This is a genomic window from Rhabdaerophilum sp. SD176 (assembly GCF_030143245.1).
Taxonomy (GTDB): Bacteria; Pseudomonadota; Alphaproteobacteria; order Rhizobiales; family Beijerinckiaceae; genus Rhabdaerophilum.
On record NZ_JARJNS010000001.1, the window covers coordinates 57,894 to 74,737 of the forward strand.

16 protein-coding genes are annotated in these 16,844 nt (G+C 64.1%); 6 read left to right on the forward strand and 10 right to left on the reverse strand.

The window, feature by feature from the left end:
• The first annotated feature begins 49 nt into the window (after positions 1–49).
• Positions 50–1,450 (forward strand): FAD-dependent oxidoreductase, encoded by a 1,401-nt coding sequence (locus P0652_RS00280; protein WP_284176746.1) that lies wholly within the window; start codon positions 50–52, stop codon positions 1,448–1,450.
• Here the strand turns inward: P0652_RS00280 and P0652_RS00285 are convergent.
• The 7 genes from P0652_RS00285 to P0652_RS00315 form a co-directional block, all read right to left on the reverse strand.
• A complete protein-coding gene (locus P0652_RS00285; protein ID WP_284176747.1) occupies positions 1,411–2,922 on the reverse strand; it encodes a tripartite tricarboxylate transporter permease in 1,512 nt (503 codons plus the stop codon). The two genes, P0652_RS00280 and P0652_RS00285, sit on opposite strands and share 40 nt — an antisense overlap.
• Before the next feature lie 10 nt (positions 2,923–2,932).
• A complete protein-coding gene (locus P0652_RS00290; RefSeq protein ID WP_284176748.1) occupies positions 2,933–3,430 on the reverse strand; it encodes a tripartite tricarboxylate transporter TctB family protein in 498 nt (165 codons plus the stop codon).
• 91 nt (positions 3,431–3,521) lie between these two features.
• A complete protein-coding gene (locus tag P0652_RS00295; protein WP_284176749.1) occupies positions 3,522–4,517 on the reverse strand; it encodes a tripartite tricarboxylate transporter substrate binding protein in 996 nt (331 codons plus the stop codon).
• 150 nt (positions 4,518–4,667) lie between these two features.
• Positions 4,668–6,068 (reverse strand): glucuronate isomerase, encoded by a 1,401-nt coding sequence (uxaC, locus tag P0652_RS00300; protein WP_284176750.1) that lies wholly within the window; start codon positions 6,066–6,068, stop codon positions 4,668–4,670.
• 9 nt (positions 6,069–6,077) lie between these two features.
• A complete protein-coding gene (gene kduD, locus P0652_RS00305) occupies positions 6,078–6,839 on the reverse strand; it encodes a 2-dehydro-3-deoxy-D-gluconate 5-dehydrogenase KduD (protein WP_284176751.1) in 762 nt (253 codons plus the stop codon).
• Positions 6,840–6,848: 9 nt separating this feature from the next.
• Entirely contained in the window at positions 6,849–7,700 is an 852-nt protein-coding gene (kduI, locus tag P0652_RS00310) for a 5-dehydro-4-deoxy-D-glucuronate isomerase (protein WP_284176752.1), read from the reverse strand.
• A 54-nt stretch (positions 7,701–7,754) separates the two neighbouring features.
• Positions 7,755–8,447 (reverse strand): GntR family transcriptional regulator, encoded by a 693-nt coding sequence (locus P0652_RS00315; RefSeq protein ID WP_284176753.1) that lies wholly within the window; start codon positions 8,445–8,447, stop codon positions 7,755–7,757.
• A gap of 109 nt (positions 8,448–8,556) precedes the next feature.
• On the opposite strand from P0652_RS00315, the gene P0652_RS00320 reads away from it, so the two are divergent.
• From P0652_RS00320 to P0652_RS00335, 4 genes are all read left to right on the forward strand, one after another.
• Complete coding sequence (locus P0652_RS00320; RefSeq protein WP_284176754.1) at positions 8,557–9,378, forward strand: 2-keto-4-pentenoate hydratase; 822 nt, start codon at positions 8,557–8,559, stop codon at positions 9,376–9,378.
• 54 nt (positions 9,379–9,432) lie between these two features.
• Entirely contained in the window at positions 9,433–10,413 is a 981-nt protein-coding gene (locus P0652_RS00325) for a TRAP transporter substrate-binding protein (protein WP_502947431.1), read from the forward strand.
• A 64-nt stretch (positions 10,414–10,477) separates the two neighbouring features.
• The gene (locus tag P0652_RS00330; RefSeq protein ID WP_284176755.1) at positions 10,478–10,972 is read left to right on the forward strand and encodes a TRAP transporter small permease; all 495 of its coding nucleotides are present in this window, start codon (positions 10,478–10,480) and stop codon (positions 10,970–10,972) included.
• Between the two features lie 2 nt (positions 10,973–10,974).
• Positions 10,975–12,255, forward strand: a complete 1,281-nt coding sequence (locus tag P0652_RS00335; protein WP_284177404.1) for a TRAP transporter large permease — start codon at positions 10,975–10,977, stop codon at positions 12,253–12,255.
• Here P0652_RS00335 and P0652_RS00340 read toward each other — a convergent pair.
• From P0652_RS00340 to P0652_RS00350, 3 genes are read right to left on the reverse strand one after another with little or no spacing between them, the layout of a single operon-like run.
• Positions 12,252–13,118, reverse strand: coding sequence for an amidohydrolase family protein (locus P0652_RS00340; protein WP_284176756.1), 867 nt, complete (start codon positions 13,116–13,118; stop codon positions 12,252–12,254). The genes P0652_RS00335 and P0652_RS00340 overlap by 4 nt on opposite strands.
• A gap of 59 nt (positions 13,119–13,177) precedes the next feature.
• The gene (locus tag P0652_RS00345) at positions 13,178–14,692 is read right to left on the reverse strand and encodes a malonate--CoA ligase (protein WP_284176757.1); all 1,515 of its coding nucleotides are present in this window, start codon (positions 14,690–14,692) and stop codon (positions 13,178–13,180) included.
• Between the two features lie 41 nt (positions 14,693–14,733).
• Positions 14,734–16,107: a malonyl-CoA decarboxylase gene (locus P0652_RS00350; protein ID WP_284176758.1), complete on the reverse strand. Its 1,374-nt coding sequence runs from the start codon at positions 16,105–16,107 to the stop codon at positions 14,734–14,736.
• 65 nt (positions 16,108–16,172) lie between these two features.
• Between P0652_RS00350 and P0652_RS00355 the strand changes: the two genes are divergently transcribed.
• Positions 16,173–16,841 carry a GntR family transcriptional regulator gene (locus tag P0652_RS00355; protein ID WP_284176759.1) on the forward strand — a complete coding sequence of 223 codons (669 nt, stop codon included), beginning with the start codon at positions 16,173–16,175 and terminating at the stop codon, positions 16,839–16,841.
• The last annotated feature ends 3 nt before the right edge of the window (positions 16,842–16,844 follow it).

Here is a 16,844-nt window from a genome sequence, read left to right on the forward strand (position 1 = left end):
AAGAGCAGACAGCTCAAAGGCTGAAAACAGATTGCGGGAGCAGGACGCCATGGCCAATATCCGGATGATGGAGCCGACGCCCTTCGATGTCGAGACCGGAATTCTGGTCATCGGCGCCGGGGCAGGTGGCCTTGTCACGGCACTGCGTGCGCGCGCCGCCGGAGCGGAGGTGCTGGTCCTCGAACGCGACCCGCTGCCGCGCGGCTCGACAGCCCTGTCTGCCGGGCTGATCCCCGCAGCCGGCACGCGGTTCCAGGCCGCTTCCGGCATCAAGGACAGCCAGGCGGGTTTTGCCGCCGATATCCGGCGCAAGGCCAAGGACAAGGGCGATCCCCGCCGCGTCGAAATGGCCGTCAACGCGATCGGACCCGCGCTTGAATGGCTGGCGGATGCGCATGGTCTGCCCTTCTCGGTGATCGACAATTTCACCTATCCCGGTCATTCGGCCTACCGGATGCATGGCCTGCCCTCACGCTCCGGAGCCGAGCTGATGGACCATCTGCGCGAAGCTGCAGAACGAGCGGGAGTTGATATCGTCACCGAGGCCCGCGCCGAGACATTGCTGGTGGAGCGGGGAGGCAACCGCATCCTCGGTGTCGAGATCGTGCGGCCAGACGGCACGCGGGATCAGGTCGGATGTCATGCGCTGGTTCTCGCCTGCAATGGCTATGGCGGCAACCGCGCGCTGGTTGCGGAACACATTCCCGGGTTGAAGGATGCGCTGTATTTCGGCCATCCCGGCAATCAGGGCGAGGCCGTGCTCTGGGGAAGGCAGCTCGGCGCGCAGCTGGTTGACCTGTCCGGCCATCAGGGTCATGGCTCGGTGGCCGAACCGCATGGCATCCTGTTGACTTGGGCGACTATGACCGAGGGCGGCTTTCAGGTGAATATCCGCGGCGAGCGCTTCTCGGATGAATCCCGCGGCTATTCCGAACAGGCAGCCGCGGTTCTGGCCCAGCCCGAGCGGCTGGCCTATTCGTTCTTCGATACCCGCATTGCCGCTATCGCGCGGCAATTCGAGGATTTCCGCAACATCGAGGCTGCCGGGGCGCTGATCGAGGCGCCGGACCTCGCGGCTCTGGCCCGCCGCCTCGGGCTGCCGGAGACGGCTCTGGCTGCGACGGCCGCCGCCATCGACGAGGCCAGGCGAACCGGCACGCCAGATGCCCTTGGACGGATCTGGACGGAAACAAAGCCCCTGGCCGCGCCCTTCTGCGCGGTCAAGATCACCGGGGCGCTATTCCATACGCAGGGCGGCCTCGGCATCGATGCCGAGGCGCGCGTTCTGGCTGAGGACGGTACGCGCTTAGCGAACCTCTTCGCGGTCGGCGGGGCAGCAGCCGGCGTCTCAGGGCCGGAAGCCTCCGGCTACCTCTCTGGCAACGGCCTGCTGACGGCCGTCGCCTTCGGCTATCTCGCCGGTGACGCCGCGTCGAGGCTCGCCTTGTAGCGCCGCAGCCAGGCGATCAGCGGCCAGAACAGGGCGATGAAGGTCAGGAAGGCCAGACCGGCCGCAATCGGCCGGCTGAGGAAGGGCAGGATCGACCCGTCCGATTTGATCAGCGAGGTCACGAAATTCTGCTCGACCATCGTTCCCATGACGATGCCGAGCACCATGGCCGCTACGGGGAACCCGTTCTCCTCCATCAGGTAGCCGGCAATCCCGAAAAAGGCGACGATCAGCACGGCATAGAGGTTGTTGCCGGCGGCGCTGAAAGCCCCGACCGCGCAGAACACCATGATAACAGGCATGATCAGCGAACGAGGCGCCTTGAGCACATGTTTCGACATGCGGATCATGGCGATGCCGAGCGGGATCATCAGCAGGTTGGCCAGCAGGAAGATGATGTAGAGCGCATACATGCTCGACGCCTTTTCCGTGAAAAGCGTCGGGCCGGGATTGAGGCCCTTCATGTAAAGCACGCCGATGGCGATGGCGGTGATCGTGTCGCCGGGAATGCCGAAGAGCAAGGCAGGGATCCAGCCGCCGGCAAGGGCCGCATTGTTGCTCGCGCCGGCCTCGACCAGCCCCTCGGGATGGCCCGTCCCGAATTTTTCGCGCTCCTTGGAGAAGCGCTTCGACAGGGAATAGGAAACCCAGGCCGCCATGTCGGCCCCGGCGCCGGGCAGGGCGCCGATCAGCGTGCCGACGATATTGCCGCGGATCTGCTGCTTGGGATATCGCTTGGTCAACGCGATCTGCCCCTTGAGGATCGATCCGAGCTTGCGGTCCGGAATGGCCGGTGGGTCCTTCTGGGTCAGCGCGCGCATCACCTCGGCAAGTGCGAACACGCCCACCAGCGCGGCGATCGCATCGATGCCGCCCAGCAGGTCGGTCGAGCCGAAGGTGAAGCGCGGCGTCCCGGCCGGGTTCTCGATGCCGATGCAGGAAACGAGCAGCCCGAGCAGCATGGCCGCGATTGCCTTGACGGGCGACGACCGCGCAACCAGCGTCGAACACATCAGACCAAGGATGGCGAGCCAGAAATATTCGAAGGTCGAGAACGAAAGCGCCACTTCCGCGAGCGCAGGGGCAATCAGAAGCAATGCGATTGTACCGACAATGCCGCCGAGCGCCGAAAACCACAGGCAGATGCCGAGCGCGGTCTCTGCCTGGCCCTTCAGCGTCATCTTGTAGGCTTCGTCTGTATAGGCGGCCGAGGCCGGCGTGCCGGGAATGCGGACAAGGCAACCGGGGATGTCCCCGGCGAAGATCGCCATGGCCGACGACGTGATGATCGTGGCAATGGCGGCGATCGGCGAAAGATAGAATGTCACGGGGACGAGGAGGGCCGTGGCCATGGTGGCGGTCAGCCCGGGCAGGGCGCCGACGACCATCCCGTAGATCGCCGAGGCGATCATCGCGATCATGACGTCCTGCGTGAAGACCAGCGGAAAGGCGGCGAGGAAGCTGCTGCTCATGGGTCGACCTTCACCAGGGCATGGGCAGAGGCCCCGGCGGCAGAGGCACGCGCAGGAGCTTCACGAAGACCAGGTGGATGCCCAGCGCGCCGAAGATCGAAACAGGCAGGATCAGTTGCCGCTTCGCATTGAGCGCGAAGGCGAGGATGGCAATCATCACCGCAGCGACGGGGACGAACCCGACCCGCTCCGACAGGAGGTAATACGCGACCATCAGAGCCGGTGGCAGGAAGGCGAACCAGCGTCGGCGGCGCTGGAAGGCCTCGGCCTCCGGATCGGGCTGTCTGTGCTTCGCGAGTTCCGCCTCGGCCTGTTCCTCGAAGCTGCGGCCGATATGCAGCGCGATCAGGATCCCGACGATCATCAGGCCCGCCCCCACAACCATGGGAAAGGCACTCGGCCCAACCTGCTGCCCGGGCACCGGCGGCAAACGCGAGCCACCCCAGAAGGCGGCCAGCCCGAGCAGTGCAAGGAACACGCCGGAAATCCGGTCGGAGATCCGCATCATCCAGTCCTTTCAGAGGAAGGAAAACTCCGGCAGGGCAGACCGCCGGAGTTCGTATCGCCCTGCTGCGGCAGGGACAGCCGGTGTGCCGGCGTCAGGCCTTCTTGGCGAGGCCGGCCGCCTTCATCGCTTCGGCCATCATCTTGTCGCCATTGGCCATGAAGCTCGTGAAACCGGCGGGATCGGCGAATTTCGTGCCGAAGCCGCGTGCCGCCATGAAGTCCTGGAATTCCTTGGACTCATAGGCCGATTTCAGCGCTGCCACGAGGCGTGTCTGGACAGCGGCCGGCAGGCCTTTCGGCCCCGCGATACCACGCCATGCGCCAACCGAGTACTTGATCCCGAGCGATTCATTGAGCGTCGGCACATCCTTGAACTGCGGGTTGCGTTGATCCGCCATGATGGCGAGGGAACGCGCCTTGCCCGCATCGATCATCGCCCGGGCCTCCGGCACCGAGCAGGTGACGAGGTCGATGCCACCGGCCGCGAGATCCTGCATCGCCGGGGCCGCACCGTTCGAGGGCACCCACGCCACATGGTCCGGCTTCAGGCCCATGGCGCCGAGCCAGCCGATCAGCGCGAGATGCCAGATGCCGCCCTGGCCAGTGCCGGAAGCCTTGAACTTGCCGGCCGGCGCGGCCTTGATCGCATCCGCCAGTTCCTTGACGGTCTTGTAGGGCGAATTGGCCGGAACCTGCACGCCCGGCGGGTCCTCGTTCATCAGGGCAAGAGGGGTGTAGCTGGTCGGGTTGAGATCGGTCAGGCCCTGATGGTGCATCATGGTGATTTCCACTGTGATCATCCCGATCGTGTAGCCATCCGGCGCCGCGGTCGCGATCGCCGAATGCCCCACGACGCCCGAGCCACCGGTACGGTTGACGACGCTGACCGGCTGCTTGAGGTCACGCTCGAGGATCGAGGCGACAATGCGCGCCGTCTGGTCGGTGCCGCCACCGGCACCCCACGGGCAGACCATGGTGATCGGTCGGGCCGGCCAGGCCTGCGCCCGCGCCGGGGCGACCCCGAGGCCGGCAGCAGCGCCGATGGCAGCGCCACCAGCCAGAATCGAACGGCGTGAAATCGGATCCATCGTTTCCTCCTTGAAAAGGCTCCCGGGCCCCGGTTCCAGCCGGAATCCCATCGAGTTCCTGGTGTTTCGTTCCCGCGAGGCCGGATCTTTCGTCCGGCTCTCAAGTGTGATCACAGCATACTGCATTCACGGTTTTGGGTGTCAACCGGCTCAGAGACGGTAAGCCTCCTTGGCGAGCCGGTAGGCCAGATCATGCGCCAGGCCAAAGGCCTCGTCCTCGTCGAGCCGGTGCGTCACGACGCGTTCGGCGAGGAAGGCGCAATCGACGCGCCGGGCCACATCGTGCCGGGCCGGGATCGACGGGAAGGCGCGGGTATCGTCATTGAACCCGACCGTATTGTAGAAACCGGCCGTTTCCGTCGTCAGGTCGCGGAAGCGCCGCATGCCATCGGGTGCATCGAAGAACCACCAGGCCGGCCCGAGCTTCAGGCAGGGATAATGCCCGGCCAGAGGCGCGAGTTCGCGCGAGTAGCTTGTCTCGTCGAGCGTGAAAAGGATGACCGACAGGCGCGGATCATTGCCATGCGCATCGAGCAGCGGCTTGAGCGCGCGCACATAATCGGTGCGCTGGGGAATATCGGCGCCCATATCCCGCCCGAACTGCTCGAAAAGGGCGGCATTGTGGTTGCGGAACGAACCCGGATGGATCTGCAGGACAAGCCCGTCCTCCAGGCTCATCCGCGCCATTTCCGTCAGCATCTGGGCGCGGAACAACTCGGCATCCACGGCGCTGACGCCTGGCTTCAGCACGCGCTGGAACAGGGCGGAGGCTTCATCCGGGGCGAGATTGGCCGTGGCCGCGCTGGCATGGCCATGATCGGAGCTGGTCGCGCCGAAGGTCTTGAAATAGGCGCGGCGCGCCTGATGCGCCCGGAGATATCCAGCCCATGTACCGGTATTCTCGCCGGCAAGCGCACCAAGCTGCTCGACATTCTCGCGGAAGCCGCGGAATTCCGGATCGACCACCGCATCGGGCCGATAGGCTGGCACCACACGGCCCGTCCAGCCGGATTCGCGGATCATCCGGTGCCAGCCGAGATCATCCAGCGCGCCATCGGTAGTGGAAATCACCTCGATCCTCATCCGCTCGAACAGGGCCCGGGGCCGGAAGGCCTCGCTGCGCAACGCGGCCTCGATCACGTCGTAATGATGGTCGGCATTGTCCGGCGTGAGGCGCTCGGTCAGGCCGAACAGCGTCTCGAAGGCGTGGTCGATCCAGATCCGCGTTGGGGTGCCGCGGAACAGGAAATAATGCTTCGCGAAAAGCCGCCAGATCTTGCGCGGGTCCTGCTCGACCGGCGCGCCATCGAGGCGGGGAATGCCAAGATCCTCGAGCCGAACGCCCTGCGAGTGGAGCATGCGGAAAATATAATGGTCCGGCACCACGAAGAGCCGGGCAGGGTCGGGGAACGGCGCGTTCTCCGCATACCAGCGCGGATCGGTATGGCCATGCGGCGAGATGATCGGCAGATCCTTCACCGTGGCATAGAGCGCGCGCGCGACATCACGCGTAGCGGGATCGGCGGGAAAAAGGCGGTCAGGATGGAGCATGGACTTGGCTTACCGGGCTAGCCACCCGCCATCGACGGGCAGGGTGATGCCGTGGATGTAGCGGGCGGCGTCTGAGGCGAGGAACACGGCGGCCCCGCCAAGATCGGCAGGGTCGCCCCATTGCCCGGCGGGAATCCGGGCGAGGATGGCCGAGTGACGCTCCGCATCGTTGCGCAGCGCTTCGGTATTGTTGGTCACGAAATAGCCGGGCGCAATCGCGTTGACATTGATGCCATGTGGCGCCCATTCGCAGGCGAGCAGCTTGGTCAGGCCGGCGAGCCCGCTTTTCGAAGCGGTGTAGGAAGCGACGCGCACGCCCCCCTGGAACGAGAGCAGGGACGCAATGTTGATGATCTTGCCGGCCTTGCGCGGCACCATGTGCCGGCCGGCGGCCTGCGCGAGAAAGAATGCCACCTTGAGATTGGTGTCGATCACGGCATCCCAGTCAGCTTCCGTGAAATCCAATGCATCGGCGCGGCGGATGATCCCGGCATTGTTGACGAGGATATCAAGCTGTCCGGTCCAGCCGAGAACCTCCTCGACAATCTGCGCGGCAGGCGCCGGCGTCGACAGATCGGCCCGGATGGCAAGATGCGCTGCTCCGAGCGCATCGAGAAGGGCCTCTGTCTCGTCCATCGCGGAGCGACCCACCAGGGCAACACGGGCACCGGCGGCGCCGAGGGCGACGGCAATGGCTTGTCCGATACCGGTATTCGCACCGGTGACGATGGCCGCGCGGCCATCAAGGCGAAAGCTTGGGAGAGCAGCCATGGCGACGCCTCAGAACAGCGTCGGTACGGGAACAGCATCCATGTCGGTGAAGGTCTGATTGTCGCCCGCCATCGACCAGATAAAGGCATAGGCTGAAGTGCCTGACCCGCAATGGATCGACCAGGGCGGCGAGAGGATCGCCTCGTGGTTCCGCACCACGAGATGGCGCGTATGGTCCGGGCGGCCCATGAAATGGAACACGGCCTGGCCTTCCGGGAGGTCGTGATAGAGATAGGCCTCCATCCGCCGGTCATGCGTGTGCGGCGGCATCGTGTTCCAGACGGAGCCAATATGCATCGCGGTCCGACCCATCACCAGCTGGCAGGTCGGGAAGGCACCGGGATGCATATATTTCGTCAGCGTACGGCGATTGGCGCTGGCTTCGGCGCCGAGTTCGTCGCCCTGCAAGGCGCCGATCTTCATCAAATGCGCCGGATAGGCATGGTGGGCGGGAGCCGAATTCGCATAGAACAGGGCCGGTTCCTCGGGCCGCGCACTTTCGATCAACACGTTATGCGTGCCCATCGGCAGGTAGAGCGCGTCATGGCGCCCGAGTTCGTAGGTCTTGCCGCCGGCACGCACGCGCCCGGCCCCGCCCAGATTGAACAGGCCGATCTCGCGCCGGGCGAGAAAATCCTCGGCCTTGACCAGCTGGGCCAGTTCCGGACCGAAGGCGAGGGGGCCCTTTGTCGGCATCAGCCCCATCAGGATCATGCGGTCATAATGGGTGTAGACGGCCTTTATCCGGCCTGGCTGGAACAGCCCGGTCACCAGGAAATGCTGCCGCAGCTCCGCTGTTGACATGCCTTCCGCATGTTCCGGATGGATGGCGTGGCGAATTTCGATATCGATGGCGCTCATGGGCAATTCCTAGCTGTTTCCGGTCCCGGATCGGCGGGGTTTGTCCCCGCCGGCTTATTCGAAATAATCGGCCCGCTCCGCCAGAACGCGCGGCAGGTCCCGCAGGATCTCCATCAAATGGTGCCGCATGGCGTAATCGGCTTTTTCCGGGTCCCGCTGGTCGATCGCATCGACGATGGCGCGGTGCTGCTCCACGAGAATGCGCATGGAATCGCGATCCTGCAGGGTGAGATGACGGACCCGGTCCATATGGGCCTTCACATCCAGCACCATCTGCCAGATCATCTCGCAATCGGCGCCGGTGGCAAGGGCGGCATGGAACTGCGAATCCGCTGCCGTGATGGTCATGTAGTCGCCCTCGCTGGCTGCCCGGGCCTGTGTTTCGAGGATCGCGTCGATGCTGCCCCGGATCACGGGGTCGAAACGCTCGCAGGCCCGCTGCACGATGGCGGATTCGAGAGCCTCTCGGGCGATCCGCACCTGCATCATGTGACGGGTGGAAATCCGAGTCACGATCGTGCCGCGCTGCGGCAGGACCTGGACGAGGCCGATCCGGCTCAGCGAGATGAGCGCCTCGCGCACCGGCTGACGGGACACATCATAGCGGGTGGCGATCTCGCCCTCGGACAACCGCGTTCCAGGCGGAAATTCCATCGAGATGATGGCCTGCCGCAAACGATCGGCCACGCCGCGTGTGGCGCTGGGCGCCTTGGAATGGCCGAGGGGAAGTGGGGTCGGGGCGTTCATGATCTGACAGTTATATTCCCTCTTGATCTACCATACAAGTCCATACTATCGTGATGACTGTCAACAAATGAGCTCCCCTTGGGGGTGGCGAGAACAAGCGGGAACGGGGATGCAACGCAGCCTGGCCGAGCAGGGACCGAGCGCGGATGAGGCAATCGCCTCGGCATTCCGTGCCGCGCGCCTTGATGCCCGCGCCTTGCCGGGCTTCCCTGGCATCGTTCCCGCCACATTGGCCGAGGCTTACCGCGTCCAGGATGCCGCGATTGCCGGTTTTCCCGATCAGGTCGCCGGTTGGAAGATCGCCGGTATTGCCCCGGAATGGCGCGACAGGCTGGGCGCCGCCCGGCTGGCCGGCCCCGTCATGAGACGGCAGGTGCGATTTGCCTCGAATGGCACCGAAATGCCGTTCCCGGTCTTCCCGGACGGGTTTGCTGCCGTCGAGGCCGAATTCATCCTCTGCCTCGGCCAGGACATCCCGGACGATCTGACCGCCAGCGAGGATGGATTGCTGCCCTATGTCGGAGCACTGCATGCCGGTGTCGAGACGGCCGGCTCGCCCTTTGCCGGGATCAACGATCTGGGACCCTGCTCGGTGATTTCCGATCTCGGAAACAATTCCGGCATCATTGTCGGCCCGGCCATTTCCGGTTGGGAAAACCGTGACTGGGCCCGGCTCACGGCGCGATGCAGCATCAATGGCGAGCTGGCGGGCGAGGGCAGCGCGGCCCGTGTCATGGATGGCCCGCTGGCCGCTTTCGGCTTTCTTGTCACGCATTTGCGGGCACGCGGCTACGCGCTGAAAGCCGGGGACTACATCTCCACGGGCATGACGACGGGCATCCATCTCGTGGCACCCGGAGATCTCGCGGAATTCGAATTCGCCGGCGGAATCCGTTTTTCCGCGCGGGCGGTATCGGCACGGCCTGTCTAGGCCGGAACGGCAAGGGAGAGGCGGGAACAAACCCGCATTCAAGGAGGAAAGACCATGATTTCTCGTCGTATGTTCAAGGGTGTCGCGCTGGCGGCCCTCATGTCACTGGGCGCCGGTGCAGCTGCGCAGGCGCAGACGCTTCGTTCGACCGACATCCATCCGGATGGCTACCCGACGGTCGAGGCCGTCAAGTTCATGGGCAAACTGCTCGAACAGCGCAGCAACGGCCGCATCAAGATCAACGTTTTCCACTCGGCCCAGCTCGGCCAGGAAAAAGACACGATCGAGCAGACCCGCTTCGGCGTCATCGACATGAACCGCATCAACATGGCGCCGTTCAACAACCTCATCCCGGCGACCAATGTGCCGTCGCTGCCCTTCATCTTCCGCTCGGTCGACCATATGCGGAAGGTCATGGACGGCCCGATCGGCGACAGCATCCTGAAGGAATTCGAGAAGCATGACCTTGTCGGTCTGGCATTCTACGATTCCGGCGCCCGCTCGTTCTACAATTCCAAGCGCCCGATCACGAAGCCGGACGACATGAAAGGCCTGAAGATCCGCGTCCAGCAATCGGACATGTTCATCAGCCTCGTCTCGGCGCTCGGCGCCAACGCCACGCCGATGAATTTCGGCGAGGTCTATTCCGGCCTGCAGACCGGCCTGATCGACGGCGCCGAGAACAACTGGCCGTCCTATGAATCGACCAAGCATTTCGAGGTGTCGAAATTCTACTCGATGACCGAACATTCGCTGTCGCCGGAAGTGCTGGTCATGTCGAAGAAGAGCTTCGACAAGCTCTCCAAGGAAGATCAGGCGCTGGTCAAGGCGGCCGCGAAGGAATCCGTTGCCGAGATGCGCAAGCTCTGGGATGCGCGTGAAAAGGCCTCGGAAGCCAAGGTCAAGGCCGGCGGCGCGGTGGTCAACAGCGTCGAGAAGCAGCCCTTCATCGACGCGATGAAGCCTGTCTACGAGAAGTTCGTAAAGGATCAGGCCCTGAAGGATCTCGTCGCCAAGATTCAGGCCGTGAAGTAAACACAGACTGCGGGCGGCATCCTGACGGGATTGCCGCCCGTTTTTTCTCCCGGGCGAGGTCACCATGCACGCGCATTTGCGAGCACTGTCGCGTTGGCTGGCCAACGCTTCCATCATCATTTCAGCGGTTGGCCTCGTTGGCATGACGCTGGCCGTCGCCTGGCAGGTCTTCGGCCGCTATGTTCTGAACAACAGCCCGACCTGGACCGAGCCTTTGTCCATCCAGTTGATGGGCTGGTTCATCCTGCTCGGCTCCGCCGTCGGCATCCGCGAGAATTACCATCTTGGCTTTGATGTTCTTCGCGTCGTCTCACCGCGTCCGATCCAGCGCATCATGGCCGCGATTTCGATGATCGCCGTCATTGGCTTCGGTACCGCGATGGCCGTCTTCGGCCTCGATCTGGTTATCGGAACCTGGACCGCGACCCTGCCGGTCCTTGGCTGGCCCGGGGGCGTGGATTTCATGCCGCTTGTCGCCGGCGGCATCCTGATCGCGTTCTTCGCGCTCGAACAGCTCTGGCTCGTCATTACCGGGAACGATGAAGGGATGGCATCATGACCATCGAATTGATGATCCTGTTCGGCTCCTTTGTCGCCCTGCTGCTGATCGGCACTCCGATCGCCTTCTGTCTCGGTGTTTCATCGCTGATCACCGTTCTCTACATGGGCATGCCGCCGCTGGTGGTCTTCCAGCGCCTGAATTCGGGCATCTCGGCCTTCTCGCTGATGGCCATCCCCTTCTTCATTTTTGCCGGCGACCTGATGATCCGGGGAGGGATCGCGGAGCGACTTGTCCGCTTTGCCGGGTCGCTGTTCGGGCACATGCATGGCGGGCTCGGGCAGGTGAATGTCGCGGCCTCTACCCTGTTCGGCGGTATTTCCGGCTCGGCCGTGGCGGATGCCTCGGCGATTGGCGGGCTCATGATCCCGCAAATGGAAAAGCGCGGCTATGATCGTTCCTTTGCCGTCAGCCTGACCGCCGTTTCGGCCGTGATCGCCCTGCTGATCCCGCCTTCGCACAACATGATCATCTACTCGCTGTCAGCGGGTGGCTCGATCTCCATCGCCGATCTCTTTACCGCCGGGATTCTTCCCGGCCTCCTGCTCGCGGCCGCTCTCATGGCGACAACCTGGTATCAGGCGAAGAAGAAGGGCTATCACGGCGAGCCCTTTCCCGGCTGGCAGCAGATCGCGGTCTACGCGGTCGCGGCGATCCCCGGCATCATCCTGATCGGCATCATCTTCGGCGGCGTCCGGTCCGGTGTGTTCACGGCCACCGAGAGCTCCTGCATTGCCGCGGTCTATGCCTTCCTCGTGGCTACATTGGTCTATCGCGGAATGGACTGGTCCGGCTTCCTTGAGGCGACCTACGGCGCCGTCCGGACGACGGCCATGGTTCTCCTGGTCATCGGCTGCGCAGCCTCGTTTGGCTGGTTGCTGGCGCTGTTCCAGGTTCCTGCGGCCATGGTCGCCTTCATGAAGTCGATCTCGGACAATCCGATTGTTGTCTTCCTGTTGATCAACCTGCTGCTGCTGTTCCTCGGAACCTTCATGGACATGTCGCCGCTGATCATCATCACGACACCCATCTTCCTGCCGGTCGTGACGGCCTTCGGAATGGACCCCGTGCATTTCGGCGCCGTGCTGATCCTCAATCTCGGGATCGGCCTGTGCACACCGCCGGTCGGTTCGGTCCTCTTCGTCGCCTGCGCGATCGGCCGGATCTCGATCTGGGACGCGATGCGGACGATCTGGCCGTTCTACGGCGCAGCCTTCGCCGTCCTGATGCTGGTCACCTATGTTCCGGCCATTTCGCTCTGGCTGCCGAGCGTGTTCCGCTAACCGCGTATCGGGCGCTTCTGCATCCGCGCCTCGAACAGGGCGCGGGCATTGCCGTGGGCGATCTTCGCGGCAATGTCCGGCGGCAATTGCCGGAGCCAGCCGCGATACTGGGCCATGATGTCGCCATAGCTGGCCCAGCGCTCGTTGATCCAGGTATCGGAGCCAATCAGGAAACGATCCGGATAGCGCGTGAAGAGATCCCGCCATTCCGGCGTCAGCTGTCCGCCCGCGCCGGTAATGCCGGAGCGGTAGGACAACTCGCCCCAGAGATCGGGATGCTTCTTCAGCAGGGCCTCGACGCGCTCGGGCGCCAGCCCGAAGCCGGTATGCGCCCAGATCACCCTGGCCTTCGGATTGTGCCGGTAGAGATGCTCGACCGCCTCCTCGTCCGCATGGGCATGGAGGTAGAGATCGTGCTCGACCGCGAAATTCACCGTCTTGCGGACGACCTCCGTTGCCGCCGCCCGACCACTGAGATGGAATTCGCCGATCCCGATATAGTAGCCGCGCCGGAACTCGGCCTCGATCAGCTCGAAAATGACGGGGTTCGAGAACCAGCTCTGCACATCCGGCCGGACCCGGTAGGGGCGGATGAAGGGCACGACCCAGAGATCGTCGCGCGGGCTCCCGACCAGCGCATGGGTGCCGTCATTCGGCCGGCTTGTCGCGAGGATACCGGTCACGCCATGCTGCCGGAACAGGGCATGCACCTGCTCCAGCGTGAAATAAGGCGTCGGCTCCCAGTTATAGTGCAGATGCGCGTCGAAAATCGGGATCGGCCGCTCGCCCTGGGCGAGGAGCGAGGGGATGCCGAGACCCGCAAGAACGATGACGGCCCGGCTCAGAGATCGCATCCACGACATGGTCAACCTGCTTCCATTTCGAAAACCCGCCCGGACACCATGTCGGCAGCCAGACGCCGTCACCGCGAATAAACATCCTTGTAGGTCTCGCGCAGGATGTTCTTCTGCACCTTGCCCATCGTGTTGCGCGGCAATTCATCCACGATAATGACACGCTTGGGCAGTTTGAATTTGGCCAGCCGGCCCTCAAGTGCCTTCATGATCGCCTGTGAATCCAGCGTCGCGCCCTTGCTGGGCACGACGACAGCCGTGACGCCTTCGCCGAAATCCTTGTGCGGAACGCCGATCACCGCGCTCTCGTTGACACCGGGCATACCATCGATCTCGCCCTCGATCTCCTTCGGATAGACATTGTATCCGCCGGTGATGATGAGGTCCTTGCCGCGCCCGACGATATGGACATAACCGCGCCCGTCGACCTTGCCGAGATCACCGGTGATGAAGAAGCCGTCATCGCGGAACTCCGCCTTGGTCTTCTCCGGGTTTTGCCAGTAACCCTTGAAGACATTGGGCCCGCGCACCTCGATCATCCCGATCTCGTCGGCCCCGAGAAGAGTGCCTGTCTCCGGGTCTGTAATGCGGATTTCCGTGCCCGTCAGCGGGAAGCCGACCGTGCCGGCCCGCCTGTCGCCCTCATAAGGGTTCGAGGTATTCATGTTGGTCTCGGTCATGCCGTAGCGCTCGAGAATGGCCTGTCCGGTCCGCGCCTCGAAATCGCGGTGCGTTTCCGCAAGCAGCGGCGCCGAGCCGGAAATGAAGAGCCGCATATGGGCCGTCGCTTCGCGGGTCAGTCGCGCATCGTCCAGCAGGCGCACATAGAAGGTTGGCACACCCATCATCGTCGTCGCACTCGGCAGGTGCCGGAACACCTCGTCGGCATCGAATTTCGCCAGGAAGATCATCGAGGCGCCGGAAAACAGCACGACATTCGTTGCCACGAACAGCCCATGCGTATGGAAGATCGGCAGGGCGTGGAGCAGCACATCCTTCGCCGTGAAGCGCCAGGTCTCTACAAGGACGCGGGCATTCGACGCGAGGTTCTCGTGGCTGAGCATCGCCCCCTTGGATCGGCCGGTCGTTCCGGACGTGTAGAGGATCGCGCCAAGATCATCCGGACTGCGTGGCACATCGGCAAAATCGGTCGAGGCCGCCGCCGCCTTCGTGGCCAGCGTGCCATCGCCTTTCGTGCCCAGCGTCTCGAGGGCAGCCCCGGCCGCCTTCGCAACCGGGGCAAGCGCCTCCGCCTGCTGGGGCGCGCAGACAAAGACACGCGGCGTCGCGTCGCCCAGGAAATACTCGATCTCCGCCGGCGTATAGGCATTGTTCAGCGGCAGAAAGATCGCGCCGGCGCGGATGGCCGCGAGATAGACCATCAGCGCCTCGATGCTCTTGTCGACCTGCACGGCCACGCGGTCACCCGGTTGGACCCCGAGCGCCACCAGCGCATGGGCATAGCGCGCTGAAAGGGCAAGCACATCGCCATACCGTACCATCCGCCCATCCGCGAGCGTGGCGAAAGGCGTGCCGGCTTCGGGCATGCGCGCGCGGATCTGCGAGAAGAGATGGTTCGACATGGGCGTTGCTCGTTGGTTTGCGGGGTCGCGGGCGCGACCGATTATCGTTTGGCGCTGCGTGCGACTGCCACATCGCGCGAGGCTTGTATACTTTTTGCCGCCTTCAGCATGGCCGGCGAGGCCACCACTTCCTGATGCGTGGCGAAACGCTCGTGGTTCTCCTCGATGGCGCCGAGATCGTAGAGATAGTTGACCATCGCACCATAGCTCTCGCGCCAGCCCTTGGCCGAACGGTCGGCCAGCAGGTTCAGGCGATCGAGCCGCGCGCCGTTGCCGAGATGGAACCGCGCGACGGGATCGACGATCCGTCCCCGGCCGGTCCGGGCCTCGACAAAATACCGCGCAAGAATAGCTTCGAAGCAGGACGGGAGCGATGGAAGACTGGCGGTCTCGGACTGCAGATCCGAAAGGGACGCCATGGCCTGCCGTTCCTCCTCGCTCAGCAGCGGGCTCTCGGTGGACCGGGCCTCGTCCAGCCAGCGCCGGAAGCCCGGCACCGGAGAGAGCGTAACGAAAGTGTCGAGTTGCGGCAATTCGCGGCGCAATTCATCGACCACCTGCTTGATCAGGAAATTGCCGAAGGAAATCCCGGCCAGGCCCTTCTGGCAGTTGGAAATCGAGTAGAACACCGCCGCCTGCGCCTCACCGGGGGGCAAAGGTGCCCGGCCTTCGGCGAGGATCGGGTCGATGGCGGCCGGTTTGTCCCGCGTCAGCGCCACCTCGACGAAGATGAGCGGCTCGTCAACCAGAGCCGGGTGGAAGAAGGCGAAACAGCGTCGATCGACCGGTTCGATCCGCCGGCGCAGGTCGTCCCAGCTCTCGATGGCATGCACGGCCTCGTAACGGATGATCTTTTCCAGGATATGGGCCGGGCTCGACCAGTCGATGCGGCGCAGCACAAGGAACCCCCGATTGAACCACGAAGAGAAGAGATGCACGAAATCACGGTCCAGCGCGGCAAGCTCGGGAACCGATCCCATGGCGTCGAGCAGGTCCTCGCGCATGCGGACCAGCGCATGCGTGTTGCCGGGCGCAAGGTTCAGCCGGCGCAGCACTTCCTGCCGTGGCGGCTCGACCACCTGCAGCAGGGCGTGATGCGTCTCCGCGTTGGGATCGGCATCGTAGGTCGCAAAGGCCTTGCGGATGGCGTCCGGATCATCCGCAAACTTCGTGGCCAGCACCTGAAGCAGCGCGATCCGTTCATCAGCCGGCAGATCCCGGTACCGGCCCATGATTTCGCGGGCAAGGCCGACGCCAGAGGCTTCGCCGCGCGTCGAAAGCAGGGCACGGATGAGCGTCGGCAGGGCACTGGCATCGGCCCGCGCAGCACCGGCACCGAGGCCGAGTCGGTCAGCCAGATGGCGCCCCTGCTCCGCGACAGAGGAGAGGAGGTCCTGCAGGAAGCCGATATTCATGTCAGGATCCCCTCCGCTGAACATGCTGCTTGCATGCGTCGAACACTTCCTTGTATACAAGAATGATGAGCGATGATGCAAGCGCCCTGAGTACGGCCCAGCGTCTCCGGCAGGAGATCGAGAACGACATTGCAGCCGGTCTTCTCATCCCGGGCGAACGGCTTGACGAGGTTTCGCTGGCCAATCGCTTCCAAGTTTCCCGCACCCCGATCCGCGAGGCGCTCCAGCAGCTGGCCATGGCCGGCATGGTCGAGATCCGCCCGCGGCGGGGCGCGGTTGTCGCCAGCCTGACGCCGGAACGGCTCTACGAGATGTTCGAGGTGATGGCGGAACTCGAGGCCATGTGCTGCCGGCTTGCGGCCCGGCGGCTCGGGCCGTCCGATGCCCTTGCGCTGGAACGGGCTCACCGGTCCTGCGAGGCCGTCCGGCATGACCATGACGCCTATTACCGGGCGAACGAAGTGTTCCATCAGGCGATCTACGCCGCCTCCGGCAATACGTTCCTGGCCGAGCAGGCTCGCCTCCTGCAGCGGCGTCTGCAACCCTACCGGCGCCTGCAGCTCCGCGTCCGCAACCGCGTCCAGAACTCGTTCTCCGAGCATGAGCGCATTCTCGCCGCACTGATGGCAGGAGAGGGCGAGGAAGCCGCCGGCATCATGCGACCCCATGTGCAGGTTCAGGGCGAGCGCTTCAGTGATCTTATTGCCAGCCTCAAACTGCTGGGTGCCGCGTAGAGA